Genomic DNA, 16,427 nt, shown 5'->3' with positions numbered 1-16,427 from the left:
AGGGAATCAGAAAGGGGATCTGATGCCCATCGGAAGAAAATTCTGTGATAAAGGGAATCAGAAAGGGGATCTGATGCCCGTCAGAAGTGGATTCCGTGATAAAGGGAACCAGAAAGGGGATCTGATGCCCTTCGGAAGAGAAATCGGTGATAAAGGGAACCAGAATGGAGGTCTGATGTCCTTCAAAAGAGGATTTCGTGATAAAAAAAATTTCACAATTAAATTCCGCTTTACATGCAACCAAGAAGTTGCATATAATCATATTATGGATAAAATATTTAAAGCCTTGGCAGATAAAACACGCAGACAGCTGCTTGATCGGTTGTATCAACAGAATGGGCAAACGTTGAATGAGCTTTGCGGGCACTTGGAGATGAGTCGGCAGGCGGTGACGAAGCATCTTTATTTGTTGGAAGAAGCGGGACTCATTATCGTTGAATGGAAGGGGCGTACGAAGGTTCACTATTTGAATGCAGAACCGATTGCTCAGATTTACGATCGTTGGCTGAGCAAATATGATCAACATCGTGTTGCTGTTTTACAAGAATTGAAAAGTTCGCTTGAGGGGGAGAAGGATGAATAATAACACTTTTTATTACGCCACTTACATTGCCGCTACACCTGAAAACGTTTGGAAAGCGCTGACTTCCGGAGAGTTTACTGAAAAATATTTCTTTGGGAGCAAGGTTGAATCAGATTGGAAAGAAGGGTCAAAGGTGACTTATTACAGGCCGTCGAATGAGGTAGATGTTTATGGAACCGTCCTGGCCTCTGAGGAAAACAAACTGCTTTCTTTTACATGGAATCATGTAGACGACCCGTTGGAGAGGGAAGAACCAACGCTTGTCACATTTGAATTGGTGGAAATGAAGGATACTGTTAAATTGACGTTGAAGCATGAAAAATTGGCCGACTCAGATATTGTCGCCGATACATCAACTTTTTATGGGGCCAATAACGGCTGGCCGGCCATCATAAGCAATTTGAAATCCTTGCTGGAAACAGGAAAGACCCTTCCGGCTGTTGAAGTATAAAAAGCGCCATTTGGCGTTTTTTTTTGTAGATTTTCCTCCAACATCGAGATTCTTTTGAGAATCATGCATCCTTTTTCCAAATTCAATCGTCTAATAACAAAACTTTCATAAAATAAATAAAAATAGAATTAGGTGGTCAATGTGCAGGGGGAGCACAATCGGAAACAATCCGAAAGCGAAATGATGAGTGATCTTATAAAAAAATATGGAGAAGAGATAAAGAGACTCATCTTTACCTATGTGAAGGAGTGGAATACAGCTGAGGATTTGACACAGGATGTATTTATCACCGTGTATTTAAAACGGGATACATTTCAGGAACAGTCATCACTGAAAACGTGGATTTATCGGATTGCGATCAATAAATCAAAGGATTACTTGAAGTCATGGGGCAATCGCATGTTGTCCCTAACAAATTTGTTTCCTTCCAGCTATTCGGATATATCAACAGAACGACGCTACTTTACCCGTTTTGAAAACGAAAAGCTCGGCAATGCTGTATTTAAGCTGCCGGTAAAATATCGCGAAGTCATCATTCTTTACTATTATAAAGGGCTGAATACAACCGAAATAAGCGAATTGCTCCAATGTAAGCCATCCACTGTAAAAAGCAGAATTTCAAGGGCGAAAAAGCAGTTGCATTCCAAGCTGGGAGGGTTCCGCCTTGAATAAAAAAGAGTTTAGGAAGTATTTGCATCATTATATTAGTGATAATCCCGTTTTTACTAAAAAGGAGGAACAAAAGATCCTTAAATCCATTTTCAACGATTCGATTCATGATAAACGGAATAGAGGTTTCCGCTATCCAGCCGCGATCATCATGGTGTGCTTATTATTTCTTCTATTTCTGCCGGAATCTGATTACGTGTTCCATTTGCACCATACTTTGAAAGCTCCAGCTTCAAACCACTCCAGGCTTCAATCAGCCGATATAAGCGATAAATTAATCTTGGAAAAAGCAGAACAAATCAAAAGAAAGCTGAGCATGAAAATGACCAAGGAGGAAGCTGAGAAGGAATTCGGCAAACCAACAATAAAAGAGAAAGTGCAAAATCCAGAAGGAGAGCCGTTAGAAGGGTGGACTTATCAATTCTTCAAGGCGGAAAATTCCAAAGGCAACAGCAATCTTCCGTCAGGAGATATTGATGTTGGAAATTTAAAAGAGAGACATATAGGAATCGAACTAAGTTTGAATTGGAATGAAGACGCTGAAATACAAATTGCTACACTTGCTTATGTACAAGGAAAGGAAAATAAGGTGATCATCAACTTCTTCAAAAAAGATGGTTCAGTTCAAACCATTGAACAATGATAAGTATGATCTTTTGGTTGTTTACTGGTAACTTTGTTAAATCAAAAGCTGCCGGTTCATACCCGGCAGCTTGAATAAACTATATAGAACGGTTCCAGTGGCGGTGTTCCGTGATGGCTTCTAGCAGCTGTTCAGAGAATGAATCAAATTTTGTATTTTCGTCGGTCGTGATGATGCCTGCTTCATTTGAGTCGACACCGATGGTAGAGAACAATTCCGTTCCCTCAGTGGAAGCGGCTACTGCCTTGAAATGGCTATACGCTTCCTGAATGAAGCTTACGGCTTCGCGTTCTTTTTTCAGACCTTCCACATTTTCTTTCCCACCGGGTACATAAACCGCATCATATAGGACTGAGTCAACGGTGAGGAATGTATTATCCACATCCAATTCGTTGCCGTCCTTGCTTTTGATCGATCCAAGCGATCCGCTGATGATTTCCGGCATCGCCCCGGAAGCCTTCAACGTATCCATCACTTTTTGGACTGCTTCGTAGTCAAAACCATCCATTGCCAAGATGGCCAATTTCCTTGTGGCAGGGGACTTCATTGTATTCATTTGACTCAATGCCTGGGAAGATCGTTCTTCAGGAGAGCCTTCTGCATGATCCGGAACTTTTGCACCGATCCCTTTCGCGACTTCACCTGCCAAATACGTACAGACATTGCTGAACATGTTGACGACCTGCTGCTGGACTTCTTTGCTTTTGACTTTGCCAAGTTCAAAACGGAAGGCTTTGATGATATGCTGCTGTTCTACATCAGACATGCTGTTCCAGAACAGCTTTGCTTGAGAGTAATGGTCCTCAAAGCTCTCACTTCTTTTCCTCACCTTGTTGCCGTCCACTTTTTCTTGATAATGGACATACCCCCCATCTTCTTCTGCAGCTGGGGCAGGTTCGTTATTTTGCAGCGAGTTCTGGTAATAGGCTACCTGACCTGTATTGACGGTCGTTCTGTGATAGCCGTCGCGCTGGTTGTTATGGAACGGGCATACAGGGCGGTTGATCGGAATCTCATGGAAATTCGGCCCGCCAAGGCGAATGAGCTGTGTATCAGTGTAAGAGAAAAGGCGTCCCTGTAATAGCGGGTCGTTTGTGAAATCTATTCCGGGGACGACATGGCCAGGATGGAAAGCTACTTGCTCTGTTTCCGCAAATACATTATCTTGATTGCGGTTGAGCGTCATTTTTCCGATGATCTTCACAGGCACCAATTCCTCTGGCCAAAGCTTTGTCGGATCCAAAACATCGAAATCATATTTGAATTCGTCTTCTTCCTTGATCAATTGGACGCCAAGCTCATATTCCGGATAGTCGCCGTTCTCAATAGATTCCCAGAGATCTCTCCGATGAAAATCAGGATCTTTTCCGGCAATCTTTTGTGCCTCGTCCCAAACGAGGGAATGAACGCCAAGTTTCGGCTTCCAGTGGAATTTGACAAAATGTGCCTCACCTTTGTCATTGACGAAACGGTATGTATGGACACCGAATCCTTCCATCATCCGATAGCTCCTTGGAATTCCGCGGTCTGACATCGCCCACATGACCATGTGCGCAGATTCTGTATTGTTGGCAACGAAATCCCAGAATGTATCATGCGCTGATGCCGCTTGAGGCATCTCATTATGCGGCTCTGGTTTCACAGCATGGATTAAATCCGGGAATTTGATGGCATCCTGGATGAAAAAGACCGGAATGTTATTTCCGACAAGGTCATAATTCCCTTCTTCTGTATAAAATTTTGTTGCAAAGCCCCGGGCATCACGAACGGTATCACCGGAGCCACGTGAACCGGCAACGGTGGAAAACCTTACAAAGACAGGGGTTTTCACTTCAGGATCATTCAAGAATTTTGCTTTTGTAAATTCTTTCATAGATTCATAAACTTCGAATTCTCCATGTGCACCGTAGCCCCGCGCATGGACGATCCTTTCTGGAATCCGTTCATGGTCGAAGTGAGTCATTTTTTCACGGAAGTGGAAATCCTCCATCAACGTCGGTCCGCGATCTCCTGCTTTCAAGGAGTGCTCCGTATCAGATACCTTCAATCCGTGGTTAGTCGTTAATTTTTTTCCTGAATCATCGACTCGATATTCCTCCAATTGCTGATCTTTTGGGTTTTTTCGTTTGTCATTCATGCTTCCATTCCTCCTTGCTATGTATTCGTTATGCCCTGGATAGCGAGCACCCTTCAACGAAAATCAACCTTGGAAAACTATTGATGAAAATTAATGAACGATATATGTAAAGGTTTAACCGAAACAGAAAGCTATTAAACTCCTTTGTCGCAATTTACTGAAGTTTTACAATATCATTTGAAAAAAATTATACAAAATAAGATGAAGAGAATTGCTTTTTGATGAAAATAAAAAATATTTCTTATATACTGATAAGTAATATCTTTTATATGTAAAGCTAGGGGGAAGCAGTAATGCATCGCAATACAAATTTGTATCATTTTTTGTTAGACAAAGCCCAAAGATTGACTGATGAGTGGTATGATTCACTCGATAAGTCAGATCCAACTGGAGTTTATGCTTCTAAGGATCCAAATGTCATAAAGGGGTTGAAACAACAAAATTTTGATTTTCATAAACATCTTTGTGAAGTATTCATTAAAGATAAACAAGCTTTCATGGAACACTTTGATAAATGGATCCTTGAAGTGGCAAGGGATGAGGAACATTTAAATACGCCGATCCATTTTATCATCAGGGAATTCCTGCGTGTGAGGGATCAGTATTTCAACTTTATAAATGAATATGTGGAATTAAATAAGGAATCTGTTACACAAGGCGAAATCGATTTATGGAATGATGTAATCATAAAGGCGTTTGATACGGCCATTCTCAGGTTTACCGAGGAAATGCAAGCATATTCAAATTCAAGGCTGCAAGCTCAACAGGAGATGATCAACGAGTTAAGCTCACCTGTCATTGCACTGAACAATCATACAGCCATTCTTCCTCTGGTTGGCGATATCGAAACGACAAGGGCAAGGTTGATTCTGGAAAACACTTTGAAAGAGTGTTCTGAGAAAGGAATCGTCCATCTTTTCATTGATTTATCCGGTGTGATCCTGATTGACACAATGGTCGCCCACCAGCTATTTCAGCTGATTGATGCATTAAGTCTGATCGGTGTCAAAACTACACTGTCCGGAATCCGTCCTGAAATTGCTCAAACCGCGGTCCAACTCGGATTATCCTTCGAAAAGATCACGACGACTTCCACGCTAGCACAGGCTATTTCATTGAATAATAAAACCTTATTAGTTTAGTATCGCCAAGGGGGAAAATAAGTGAAAAAATTGCACGAGACCGAACCTCCGAAGAAGCAAAATAAGGATGATAGCAAAACATATACGCCGTTTGAGGAATTACAAAAAATCGAAGGCGGACCATTGAAACTAGAATATATCAATTCCACAGGAATGCCCAAGGGGATCCGTATCATTGGATATTTCATTGCAGGAGTGATGGTCCTCTTTATCCTCGCTGCCGTGATTTTCAGCTTTATTTAGGCTGTGTTCGTAACGTTTGATTGGAGCTGAAAGTGGCCCCAACGCCCCTTGGAAAGCGAGGATCCTGCAGCGGAAATTAACCCGTACTCATCCTTTGATGAATTGCAACCGACTATACGTTCAGGGCCTTAGTTTAAACTTTTTATTAAGCGAAACTGCCAGCTTTGCTCAAGCATAGAGCAAGGCTTTTTTGATGTGAGAAATTCATTTCAGGAGGCGGATGTTCGATTAAGATCGGCATTTCGTGTGCGAACATCGAACGGCCTCACTTCGTGTAAGGCCCCTCGGAAAAGGGGCACCCTTCCGCGGAAATTTACCAAAATCGACCCATAAATCAATGGAGGCAAACTCTGATGATTATAATGAGAAAAGGGAGTTTACAAAAATTACAAATGATAAAGCTAACAAAAAATAAAATATAGTGAAAGAATTGAATGGATCATCCTGTCTAATCATTAGGTACGCCAAGAGGGGGGCAGAACATGTCATCAATGGAAATGATCGAGGAATGGTTTTATGAATACAATCAGGACATTTATAACTTTCTCATATATTATGTAGGATCTACGGATGTCGAGGATATGCTGCAGGAAGTATTCATCCGTGCATTAAAGGGGATCCATACTTTCCGGGGCGAGAGCAGTCCAAAGACTTGGCTCTTCAGCATTACACGAAATGTGGCAGTGGACATGAAAAGGAAGGAACAAAGACATTTGAGAAAGCTGAACCTATTTCAGGAAGCTGCGGGTGATGAAATCGTCCATTCGCGCACACCGGAAGAAGTATATGAAATCGCCGAAAAGCGTTCTGAAATCATCAATGGTATACACTCCTTGAAGCAAAGTTATCAGGATGTCCTCTTTTTAAGGGCATTGAAAGATTTTTCTGTCGAGGAAACGGCAGAAATATTAGGGTGGAGACAGAACAAGGTCAGCGTTACATATCACCGTGCCATCAAAGCTCTGCGGTCGGCATTAGAAAAAGGGGGGGGCGTTTTCAGTGAATGAGTTCAATGATCGAGATCAAGCACTAATCCATGAAATCAAGCAGCTTCCACAAAAGTATAAATTAAGCAAGGAAAAACAAGAATCCATCATGGAGGCGATCCGCAAAGAGCATGAAGCAAGGGCAAGAAAGAAGAAAGTAAAGGCGATTGCGGCATGGACCGGAAGCAGCGCATTGCTTGTTGGGGCGGCAGCATTATTTTTATCCCTGGTATTGCATGAACCGACCGTCAACCAGCCGGGACAACTACAAAAAAATGCACCACAGCATAAAATCGAGAAGCCATCACAAGTAAAAAAGGAATCCATTGCGGAGCTCTTCAACAAGAAGACCTCCCTGCAGGCAGCTGTTATCAGCCCGATAGATGAAAATTGGGTCATCGGTACAGATCACGTATTTCACTTGGTCAATGGCAAGTGGCAGGAAACGACGCCTGAGGGATTTGCGGCAGATGACAAGAAAGTCATGTCTGAAAAAGCTGCTTTTCCTTCTAAACAGCAGGCCATCATTGCGAAGGTCATCTCACCGACTGAAACGAAGATTTACAGTACGAAGGATGACGGCGCGACTTGGAACACTTCATCGTTGAATGACACGATCACGGACGTCGATTTTTCGTTCATCGATGGTGAACATGGGTGGATGCTCGGAAAAGGTGACTCAGGAGCAGGAAGCCAGGGTTACAGGATTTATTCCACTAAGGATGGTGGGGGGAGCTGGACGAAGGTCAGTTCCCAATTGAGTTCAGGGATGAAGTTTGGAATCACTTTTGTGAATGGTTCAATTGGTTTTATGGGAGTTGCGTCAGGTCCTGACGACGGGACTGAGATTGACATCACGAAAGATGGCGGGAAAAGCTGGGATCAACAAACATTGGATTATTATCCAAATGTCAATCCACAGCTGCAAAATGCCATCGATAAGCCGACTTTCCTGGATGCCAGCCACGGCATAATGCCGGTGCGAATCGATCAAAAAATGGTTTTATACGAAACAGGGGATCAAGGGGAAAGCTGGCAACCGATGAATGAGCCACTGGATGCAAAAGGCAATGTAAATAATGTTTATATATTAAATGATAAGACAGCTTGGGCCTTCACATCGGATGAAGTGTATCATACAACCGATGGCGGGAAGACGTGGAAGAACACAGCATTGCCTGAATCTGAATCCTATATCAAACAGGTGTTCTTCACCTCAGAAGAGGAAGGCTATTTGATTACAGAAAAGGATCAAAAAACAAACGTCTATCAAACGAAAGATGCAGGAGCAACATGGACGAATCTCAACAGCTAATTAACAATAAAGAAAGCCTTCAAACGTAATAGTTTGAAGGCTTTTGCTTAACCTAAAAGATTTCCGATGCCTAAAATGATCACCAGCAAGATGGAAAGTCCGAGACTGATCAACACAGTAAACATACTCCGCAAGTATGATTTCCAGCTCCTTGCGCCGGTGAACCCCATCATACCAATAAAAAAGGAAATAACCGCCATAACTAAAACGATGGTTAATGGATGGAAAGGTAAAATACCGTCGATGATGGTAAAAATACCGGTAAAGCTGATGAGAAAAAGAAATAGGATAGAGATGAGTGATAATGCGAATGCGTACACGTTTAACTTATTGGACATTCACTGCCTCCCATTGTTCTATAAAATACTAATCCATCTTTTCAAAACCTTCGAACAATCCCGCGATGATGTCATGGAGATAATAATGCCCAAAGACCACAAAGCATAAGACCCCAAAGTATATCATGAGGCCGTACTTCCTTTTGGGCCCAATTGCAAACAAAATTATTCCGGAAATCAATAGGATCGATTCAAAAATTTCATTTAGCATAAAATGACTCCCGTTTCAAAACGCCTGTTATTTGCTGCTAAATATCAAGTCAGTCCAATCTTTGCCTCCGTTTAGGCTTTTCATTGGCAGCCCCGTCTCGAGATTCATGCCCCAGCCGTCCTGATTGGAGGTGAAATGAAGGGAGGAGAGTGAAAATCCTGCCTGGCCAATTTTTTTCCAGCTCTTACCGCCGTCACTTGTCCTTAGGATCGCAGTAGCGGGGCTTCCAACATCATTCTGCTGAGCAGCCCATCCTTGTTTAGCGTTCAAGAAAAATAAATCATTAATGTTGGATAATATCTTAAATGATTTCCAATGCGCCCCTTGATCCATCGTTTGAAAAAGATAAAGTTCGCTGCCGGACCGGATATAGACAAACCCGTCTGTTCCATTGAAAAAGACAGGGGCTTGTATATCAGGATTTTCATGTTCATACCCCTTCGGATAATGGATCTCGATTGATTTCCACGTTCTCCCGCCGTTCACTGTGCGAAAAAAGGTTTGAGAACCTTCTTTCAATGTTCCGCCAGTGATAAATCCGATTTTCTCGTTGATAAAGGTTATGGAATAAGGAAGTGCTTGAAGTGGGATGGGATCGGCACTTTCGATATCTGAGCTGTAAATGATCTCCCATTCCCTTCCTTCATTTAACGTGTGATAAATATCAAAAGGGTGCTGGCCGCCGGTATTTCCCCGCCCGATAAGTGCCCATCCTTCCTTCTGATTAATAAAGGAAGCCCGTATTTTTGGCGTTTTATCCGCATCGCCGTTTATTGAAAAAGCATTCCATGCATCCCCTGAAGTGGTCGTAGTAAAGAGTGTAGCATCTTTATAAATGATGGCCGTGTGTTGATTGGTTGCAGCAAAGCTGAATTCAGCTTCATCTAATTGGAGCTGCGGCGGTGATACATTTTGTAGATAACCATCCCTTATCGCCCAAATATCATTTTTACTTTTTGCCCAACCGTCCTTATCATGGAGAAAACGAAATTCATCGATTTGTATGGGTTCGGTCATTGCAGCATTTACTGAATGTTCTATAGGTGTAGGTATTGAAGCGGAAGATGTCATTGAATGTTCCATGTTGAGTTCTTCATGAGGTGAGTTTAAAAGAAGATCTTTCAAAGTCGGTCCTTTCGTTAGGAAAAAAATAAAAATGATGAGGACAAAAAATAGACTGCAGCCAAATAAAAAGGTTAACCATTGTCCGATGCGCCTACTCTGCATAGGCATCCCCCCATTCTTCTCTTAGGATAATTTTACCACAATTTTCGTAATAGAATAAGCAGAATTCTCTGCTAAGTCTCAACAGCATTCGATACATTTTGAAGGATTTTCAAACGTTTTGCCGAAATGGAAACGAAAGGAATCGATAGAGAGTTGGAGGATGAAATGGAATTTATTATTGATAGAAACCTGATATTAGCTGCATTGCTGGATGTAAGTTTGGCAGTGAGCACGAAAGATACCATCCCGATTTTAAAAGGTATCAAAATGGAAGTATTTGATGACAAGATCATTCTTACAGGGGGCAATCAAGTAAGCATTATTAAAAAAATTATTAAGGGACCTGCGGTAAGCATCATTCAAACGGGGTCGACCGTACTCGAGGCAAGGTTTCTTGTGGGCTTGGTCAGGAAGCTGGAGAATGATCTTCACGTGAAATCCATCAGTGGAAGTATAGTTGTCCGCTCGGGAGAAGTAGAGACCACTTTTCATGGTATGGATCCAGCTGAATATCCGAAATTGCATGATTCGGAAGCTGGAAGTGAAATGGTTCTAACAATTGAGAAGCTAAAGGAAATCATTTTGCAGACTGGCTTTGCAGCAGCAATCAATGATGCAAGGCCTGTATTGACGGGCTGCCATTGGCGATTCAAAAACCGGATATTGACGTGTGCAGCCACAGATTCACAGCGGATGGCTATGAGAAAAATCGATATAGAAAGTGATCTAAATAGAGTGGCCAATATTCCAACTGCCAGTCTATCAAAATTGCTGAAACTCTTACCGAAACAAGCCGGAAATGTTAATATCCAGATTTCTGACTCATTCATTTTGTTTAAAACCCCGGATTTTGAGCTGTATTCCCTTTTAATCACCGGCAGCTATCCACAGATTGACCGTCTCATTCCTACTGGTATTTCGACGGAAATCACTCTTAATCGAAAGACGTTGGAAAACGCTCTGGATCGGATGAATATCATATCCAATCACCATAAACATCATGACGTCAGATTATCAATATGCAATGGAGAGGTGATTGAGTTGTCTACCATCGCGTATGAATTGGGGAAAATGGTCCAAAAAATAATGCCGAATGAGATTCAAGGTAAAAAGGAATTGGACATTACCTTTGACTCTATCTTTATGTTGGAAGCCGTAAAAAGCATTCAAGATGCGCAGCTGAAATTATCATTCTACGGAGAAAACAAGCCCATCGTAGTTGAATCGACTGCCGGCAATGACCAGCTATCCCTGATATCGTCTGTACGTACAAAATAACACCAACGGAGGAATCAAGTGAAAAAAAAATGGTTTATATATGTCATGATTGCAATGCTCCTTGTCTCATTCGGATGGAATTTATATTTATTTCGAGAAAATAATAGATTCAAAGAATCAGAGGGGTCGAAATATCAATCGGCAGTGAATAAGACGATTTTCAACGTGCAACCGCAATTGCCCGATGAGTGGGCTAAAGAACTGATTGACAATGATGATGTGAAGCTTCAAGAAAGGGAAATCGATAAAATTTATGAACTGTCGCATCTATTTGGATCTTCATCCATGAACCCGCAGATGCAAGACATGATGGTAGACGAACTGAACCATGTAGTTGAACTTATGCGTATGATGCAAAAGGAATACGATAACGGACTGGATATGAAAGCAACAATGGCGGAGCTGCAAATACACGTGGATTTTATTCAAGAAGAACTGGAAGGATTGAAGGGATCCCTGGATGAAGATGGAGTGTACTGGTACAAAGAACTTACTGGGGATTCCGATATGATTGAGAAGATGTGGGGGGAATATAACGAATTTAGAGATAGTCATTGAGTTTTTCTTTAAGGTGCTAGACCTTGCTGCTTCCATCTCCGGAAATCAATCAAAGACAACCTTTGATAAATCGCAGCAAACTTTCCAAAAGTATTAAATTAATATGAGAAGGAACCATGAGAATTTTCTCGATTCTTTATCTGTATTGAGCCAATTTATAGGCTCAATTTTTATTTCTGAACAAAATTCGAAATATATTGAATTTTAAATTCTAAAAATATAGAATATTAGTAACTTAGTTAAAGAGGTGAGAAAATGAAAGTTTTGCATATGACAAGCAAGAAGCGGGAGACCTATCATATCGAAATCAAGTCATCACTGCTTTGGGAATGCGCCTTTGGGATCGCAGCCTTCACCAACGAACCACTCCTGCACACATTGAATAAACCTCAGCACGAGTGGAAACAGCATACACAAACCTTTCCGAAAAGATTATTGAAGAATCTTGACAAAGTCGCTAAACATAACACATGGAAATCACTCCTCCAAATACTGCATCAAGGAGATTTCCCGGATATTCCGTCATTTAAGAAGTATATTATGGATTCGCCCGCAAACAAATTTAAACTTGAGATAATCCCGTTTATTGGCCAAGCACATCAGGAAGATCGGATCTGTGCGGCAAAAGGAGACTCATCAGCACGTACAAGACTGATGGAAGCAGCAAAGGAAAACCCGTTTTTTCCAAGTTATATCGAATACGTCTGTTCATCCGATACCGATGAATTAAAACCCCATTTATGTGAGGTGATGGAGGACTGGCATCAACATTTCATCATGCCACAAGAAGATACAATCGACAGCATTTTAAGAACAGATGCAGAATCCAAGAAAAAGATGCTTCATTCCAAACAGCCGGAAGAATTGGTTGAGTGGGCGACAGGCGGGATCCAATATCATGCGGAACCGAGTGTCCACAGGTGTTTGTTGATTCCCCACTACATATACAGACCGTGGAATATTGAAGCTGACCTGGAAGGAACAAAAGTCTTTTATTACCCGATTGCAGATGAAAGCATCGATTCAGGGGACCGATATCAGCCAAGCTCCCAACTCGTAAACAAATACAAAGCACTGGGGGATGAGACCCGCCTACGCATCGTGAAAATGCTAGCGGACGGTCCAATGACATTGAAGGAACTGACAGCTGAACTTTCACTTGGAAAATCCACTATCCACCATCATCTAAAGCTATTGAAATCAGCAAGGATCGTTAGAGAGCAGAAATCCAATTATGAATTGAACATCCAAACGATTGAAGCCACGCCATTGGAGATGGATCGCTTTTTGAAAAATTAAAGAGGAGGAGTGACAGTTGGCTGAATTGGAGGTAAAAAGGACACAAGTTCCAAGGCTGCGAAAAAATGTACCGGTCTTCGTCTTTATGGGAGGGAACATTATCTCATTCATAGGGGATCAATTATATCTCATCGCCCTTCCCATAATGGTATTAAAAATATCGGGTTCCCCACTCAGCATGGGAGTCATTGCTGCAGTAGAAAGATTCCCGATTGTATTACAGCCATTAATGGGCGTGCTGGCAGACCGGTGGAATCGAAAAAGGATCTTGCTAGTTTGTGATTTCGGCAGGGCAGTCGTTATGGGGCTCATGGGGACTCTTTATCTAATGGACCGCGTGTTATTGCCCGAGCTCTTTGTGGCTGCCCTTGTCATCGGAGTGCTGAGCCAAATCTATCACACATCTCAATTTGCATCCATTCCTGATCTTGTCCAGACCGAAGACATACAAGCTGTCAACGCCATCAATACTGGGGCATTCAATTCTGCAGTCTTGATAGGACCCGCACTTGGAGGATTGATTCTCAGCTATTACAATCCAGGTGTATCATTGCTTATGAATGCCTTCAGCTATATCCTGGCATTTTGCTCTGTCCTAGTTGTGAAAATCCATACTCATAGAAAAAAGGATGCTGCAGCGAATTTTTTGGCAGAAGTGAAGGAAGGGTTTATCTTTGTGAGCAGGATGAAGCCTATCCTATACACAAATATGGCACTGCTCTTTTCAGTAGTGGGAACGACGATGCTGGTGACGATGATTGTCATTCATCTCAAAGAAACAATGGAGTTGACCCCAGAAAAGGTTGGGATTTTGCTATCCATTAGTGGAGGGGGAGCGATTGCAGGTGCTCTCATGACCAGTTTCTTCAATCGGTTCTTTAAAGTACAGCAGGTTTTGTTTGCCTCCTCACTGATCGGAGGAATTTCCATCATCATATTCGGGTTGAGCAGTACGTTTATTTCACTGATGGCGTGGAATGTAGTCGGTATGATTTGTGCAGCAGTGAAAAATCCCTTCATTGCCACGATGAGGCAGTCGCTGACGCCAGCAGAATTATTGGGGAGGGTCCAGGCGACGAGCAGATTCATGACGTGGCTCCTTATGCCTCCAGCTGCATTAGTGTCCGGACTGATTGCCCAGCATTTCGGGACACATGCAGTCATGATCATTGGGGGATCGATTTCGACGATCGCTTCATTTTTCTTTCTACACAAGTCATTACGCATCGATTAATGGACCACGATTTGTTTCAAAAATATTTGACATCTTCTGATTTTCTGATTATGATAGTAAAAATTACAAATGGAACGAACTGGCTGTGATGAGAAGAGTAGCCGTGCGGCAGTGGGATTCAGAGAACTCCGGTAGCTGAGAAGGAGGGAACGCGCGCTAGGTGAAAAAAGCCTCTGAGCTTCGCAAGGAACTGTTTTTACAGGGATGCTGCGACGGGATCTCCCGTTATAGTGATAGGGTATCGCAATTCACATTTGCCGTACCTGAAGAGGTTGATTTGGTGACAGATCGACAAACTGAGGTGGTACCGCGAAGTGAAAACTCTCGTCCTCAAGATGAAAATCTTGGGGGTGGGAGTTTTTTTATTTGGCTGCAAATAAATTCATTAAACAATGAGGTGATCAGATGCATTGGGCATTTAAAATGGCAGGGCAATTAATCGAAGAACATCCAAATGCAGAAACTTTTGTATGCGCTTCTGGAATAAGTCCTTCCGGAACCGTCCATATCGGGAATTTCAGGGAAGTCGTGACGAGTTATTTCGTTGTAAGGGCACTTGAGATGCTCGGGAAGAACACGAGATTTATCTTTTCGTGGGACGATTTTGATCGTTTACGAAAAGTGCCGGCGAATATTGACCCGGCACATGAACAATACATTGGAATGCCGTATTCTAAGATTCCGGATCCGAATGGCTGCCACAAATCGTATGCTGCGCATTTCGAAACAGAATTCGAAAATGCAGTTAAAGCATTTGGAATCGACGCGGAATTCATCTATCAGAACAAAATGTATGAGAGTGGATGTTATCATGAGAGTATTTTAACAGCATTGAACAAACGCAAGGATATTTACGATATCACTATGAAATTTAAAACGGGTGGACCCTGCGAGGAAGACAGGGAAAACTATTATCCAGTTGCCATTTACTGTGATGCTTGCCGCAAAGACGATACCAATATCATTGCATACAACCAACCAGCAGAATCGATCCATTATGAATGCAGCTGCGGGCACCATTCGGAAAAAGCTGTTTCCGACCTTGACTTGAAATTGAATTGGAAAATCGATTGGCCGATGAGGTGGCAAAAAGAATCGGTGATGTTCGAACCGGGGGGAAGGGATCATTCCGCTCAGACGGGCAGCTATAATGTATCGAAGGAAATTGCCAAGGAGATATTTGATTACAAGGCTCCAGCATATATTGCGTATGACTTCATTCATATAAAAGGAAGTCAGAAAAAAATGTCCAGTTCCACTGGTATAAGCTTAACCCCATCTGACTTATTAAACGTTTATTCTCCTGAGCTGATCCTGTTTCTATTCGCCAAATACCAGCCTGATTCGGCCTTTCACATAGGATTGGATGAAGATGTGATTCGTAATTACACTGAATTTGAGCGGTATAAAAGAGCATTCCTCGCTGGCACGCTAAAAGATGATGTCATCCGCCAAGCGCTGGAGCTTGTTCTAGGAGAAGCTTCTGATCGTGAGGAACCATCCTTCAGCCAACTTGCTGGGATCCTGCCGTTGGTGGACTTTAATTTACATCTGCTCCAGGAAGTGCTCCAGCAGAATGGGGAACAGTATACAATGGACCAGCTAAAAGAAGTGAGCGAAAGAGTCGAATTTTGGATCAAGCATTATCGCCAGGAGAATGTGAATGTCATCAATGAAGCACCCTACCAAAAGTATTTTGACACTTTAACTGACAAAGAAAAAGCACAGCTCCATCACTTTGCTGACATTGTCCGGGAAGGGGCTGCTCAATCGGGAGAGGATTTAATGAGGGAGATTTATGATATATGCTCTGCAGAAAATCAAAAACAAAAAAAGCAGGAGCAAAAGAGGTTATTTCAAATCATCTATCAGCTCGTTTTAAATCGGAACAGCGGACCCAGGCTGCCAATCCTGATCCGTGCAGCAGGGGCAGAAAAAATAGTCGAACTAGTAACTTTCGATACGACCAGCTGAATATCAAATAATGCTTGAAATGAAACCAATTGGTGTTATATAATTTTTGATATAAATTATGACACCTTTTGGTTTCTTATTATGTTGTTTCAAATTCAATTTGCTAATTAATTTTGGCTGTTTTCACAAAGATTGTGTT

General features: G+C 42.1%; 16 protein-coding genes. 13 read left to right on the top strand and 3 right to left on the bottom strand.

The genetic code is table 11. The annotated features are described in order from the left end of the window. The 4 genes from D9X91_RS22910 to D9X91_RS15010 form a co-directional block, all read left to right on the top strand. The coding region (locus D9X91_RS22910; protein ID WP_233569811.1) for an ArsR/SmtB family transcription factor at nucleotides 1–583 on the top strand (583 nt) is incomplete at its 5' end. Then, nucleotides 576–1,034, top strand: coding sequence for an SRPBCC family protein (locus D9X91_RS15020; RefSeq protein WP_121681453.1), 459 nt, complete (start codon nucleotides 576–578; stop codon nucleotides 1,032–1,034). The genes D9X91_RS22910 and D9X91_RS15020, both read left to right, overlap by 8 nt. A 141-nt stretch (nucleotides 1,035–1,175) precedes the next feature. Further along, nucleotides 1,176–1,706: a sigma-70 family RNA polymerase sigma factor gene (locus D9X91_RS15015; protein WP_121681452.1), complete on the top strand. Its 531-nt coding sequence runs from the start codon at nucleotides 1,176–1,178 to the stop codon at nucleotides 1,704–1,706. Beyond that, on the top strand, nucleotides 1,699–2,346 hold the full coding sequence (locus D9X91_RS15010) for a hypothetical protein (RefSeq protein ID WP_121681451.1): 648 nt from the start codon (nucleotides 1,699–1,701) through the stop codon (nucleotides 2,344–2,346). Before D9X91_RS15015 ends, D9X91_RS15010 begins: the two co-directional genes overlap by 8 nt. A gap of 79 nt (nucleotides 2,347–2,425) precedes the next feature. Here D9X91_RS15010 and D9X91_RS15005 read toward each other — a convergent pair whose 3' ends face one another. Then, the gene (locus D9X91_RS15005) at nucleotides 2,426–4,483 is read right to left on the bottom strand and encodes a catalase (RefSeq protein WP_121681450.1); all 2,058 of its coding nucleotides are present in this window, start codon (nucleotides 4,481–4,483) and stop codon (nucleotides 2,426–2,428) included. Nucleotides 4,484–4,776: 293 nt separating this feature from the next. Here D9X91_RS15005 and D9X91_RS15000 point away from each other — a divergent pair, with 293 nt between their 5' ends. From D9X91_RS15000 to D9X91_RS14985, 4 genes are all read left to right on the top strand, one after another. Next, entirely contained in the window at nucleotides 4,777–5,625 is an 849-nt protein-coding gene (locus D9X91_RS15000) for an STAS domain-containing protein (protein WP_121681449.1), read from the top strand. A 21-nt stretch (nucleotides 5,626–5,646) separates the two neighbouring features. Beyond that, complete coding sequence (locus D9X91_RS14995) at nucleotides 5,647–5,868, top strand: hypothetical protein (RefSeq protein WP_121681448.1); 222 nt, start codon at nucleotides 5,647–5,649, stop codon at nucleotides 5,866–5,868. A 482-nt stretch (nucleotides 5,869–6,350) separates the two neighbouring features. After that, nucleotides 6,351–6,875 carry an RNA polymerase sigma factor gene (locus tag D9X91_RS14990; RefSeq protein WP_121681447.1) on the top strand — a complete coding sequence of 175 codons (525 nt, stop codon included), beginning with the start codon at nucleotides 6,351–6,353 and terminating at the stop codon, nucleotides 6,873–6,875. Then, on the top strand, nucleotides 6,868–8,169 hold the full coding sequence (locus D9X91_RS14985; protein WP_121681446.1) for a VPS10 domain-containing protein: 1,302 nt from the start codon (nucleotides 6,868–6,870) through the stop codon (nucleotides 8,167–8,169). Before D9X91_RS14990 ends, D9X91_RS14985 begins: the two co-directional genes overlap by 8 nt. A 47-nt stretch (nucleotides 8,170–8,216) precedes the next feature. On the opposite strand, the gene D9X91_RS14980 is transcribed toward D9X91_RS14985, so the two are convergent. Together D9X91_RS14980 and D9X91_RS14970 are read right to left on the bottom strand one after the other, a co-directional pair. Further along, nucleotides 8,217–8,507, bottom strand: a complete 291-nt coding sequence (locus D9X91_RS14980) for a hypothetical protein (RefSeq protein WP_121681445.1) — start codon at nucleotides 8,505–8,507, stop codon at nucleotides 8,217–8,219. Between the two features lie 238 nt (nucleotides 8,508–8,745). Further along, the gene (locus D9X91_RS14970) at nucleotides 8,746–9,945 is read right to left on the bottom strand and encodes a WD40/YVTN/BNR-like repeat-containing protein (protein WP_121681443.1); all 1,200 of its coding nucleotides are present in this window, start codon (nucleotides 9,943–9,945) and stop codon (nucleotides 8,746–8,748) included. 165 nt (nucleotides 9,946–10,110) lie between these two features. Between D9X91_RS14970 and dnaN the strand changes: the two genes are divergently transcribed. From dnaN to lysS, 5 genes are all read left to right on the top strand, one after another. Continuing rightward, on the top strand, nucleotides 10,111–11,223 hold the full coding sequence (gene dnaN / locus D9X91_RS14965) for a DNA polymerase III subunit beta (RefSeq protein ID WP_158598339.1): 1,113 nt from the start codon (nucleotides 10,111–10,113) through the stop codon (nucleotides 11,221–11,223). An 18-nt stretch (nucleotides 11,224–11,241) separates the two neighbouring features. Beyond that, on the top strand, nucleotides 11,242–11,781 hold the full coding sequence (locus D9X91_RS14960) for a hypothetical protein (protein WP_121681441.1): 540 nt from the start codon (nucleotides 11,242–11,244) through the stop codon (nucleotides 11,779–11,781). A 255-nt stretch (nucleotides 11,782–12,036) separates the two neighbouring features. Further along, nucleotides 12,037–13,080 carry an ArsR/SmtB family transcription factor gene (locus D9X91_RS14955; protein WP_121681440.1) on the top strand — a complete coding sequence of 348 codons (1,044 nt, stop codon included), beginning with the start codon at nucleotides 12,037–12,039 and terminating at the stop codon, nucleotides 13,078–13,080. Between the two features lie 16 nt (nucleotides 13,081–13,096). Further along, nucleotides 13,097–14,314: an MFS transporter gene (locus D9X91_RS14950; RefSeq protein WP_233569810.1), complete on the top strand. Its 1,218-nt coding sequence runs from the start codon at nucleotides 13,097–13,099 to the stop codon at nucleotides 14,312–14,314. Nucleotides 14,315–14,719: 405 nt separating this feature from the next. Beyond that, nucleotides 14,720–16,288 (top strand): lysine--tRNA ligase, encoded by a 1,569-nt coding sequence (gene lysS / locus D9X91_RS14940; RefSeq protein WP_121681438.1) that lies wholly within the window; start codon nucleotides 14,720–14,722, stop codon nucleotides 16,286–16,288. The last annotated feature ends 139 nt before the right edge of the window (nucleotides 16,289–16,427 follow it).

This window comes from Falsibacillus albus, from assembly GCF_003668575.1.
In the GTDB taxonomy this organism is placed as follows: Bacteria; Bacillota; Bacilli; order Bacillales; family DSM-25281; genus Falsibacillus; species Falsibacillus albus.
Note: the sequence above shows the minus strand (reverse complement) of the source record. Positions and strands in the feature narration are given on the sequence as shown.

Coding starts and splice junctions, on each gene's coding strand:
- D9X91_RS15020 (WP_121681453.1), top strand. CDS start 576: ATGAATAATAACACTTTTTATTACGCCACTTACATTGCCGCTACACCT.
- D9X91_RS15005 (WP_121681450.1), bottom strand. CDS start 4,483: ATGAATGACAAACGAAAAAACCCAAAAGATCAGCAATTGGAGGAATAT.
- D9X91_RS15000 (WP_121681449.1), top strand. CDS start 4,777: ATGCATCGCAATACAAATTTGTATCATTTTTTGTTAGACAAAGCCCAA.
- D9X91_RS14990 (WP_121681447.1), top strand. CDS start 6,351: ATGTCATCAATGGAAATGATCGAGGAATGGTTTTATGAATACAATCAG.
- D9X91_RS14980 (WP_121681445.1), bottom strand. CDS start 8,507: ATGTCCAATAAGTTAAACGTGTACGCATTCGCATTATCACTCATCTCT.
- D9X91_RS14970 (WP_121681443.1), bottom strand. CDS start 9,945: ATGCAGAGTAGGCGCATCGGACAATGGTTAACCTTTTTATTTGGCTGC.
- dnaN (WP_158598339.1), top strand. CDS start 10,111: ATGGAATTTATTATTGATAGAAACCTGATATTAGCTGCATTGCTGGAT.
- D9X91_RS14955 (WP_121681440.1), top strand. CDS start 12,037: ATGAAAGTTTTGCATATGACAAGCAAGAAGCGGGAGACCTATCATATC.
- lysS (WP_121681438.1), top strand. CDS start 14,720: ATGCATTGGGCATTTAAAATGGCAGGGCAATTAATCGAAGAACATCCA.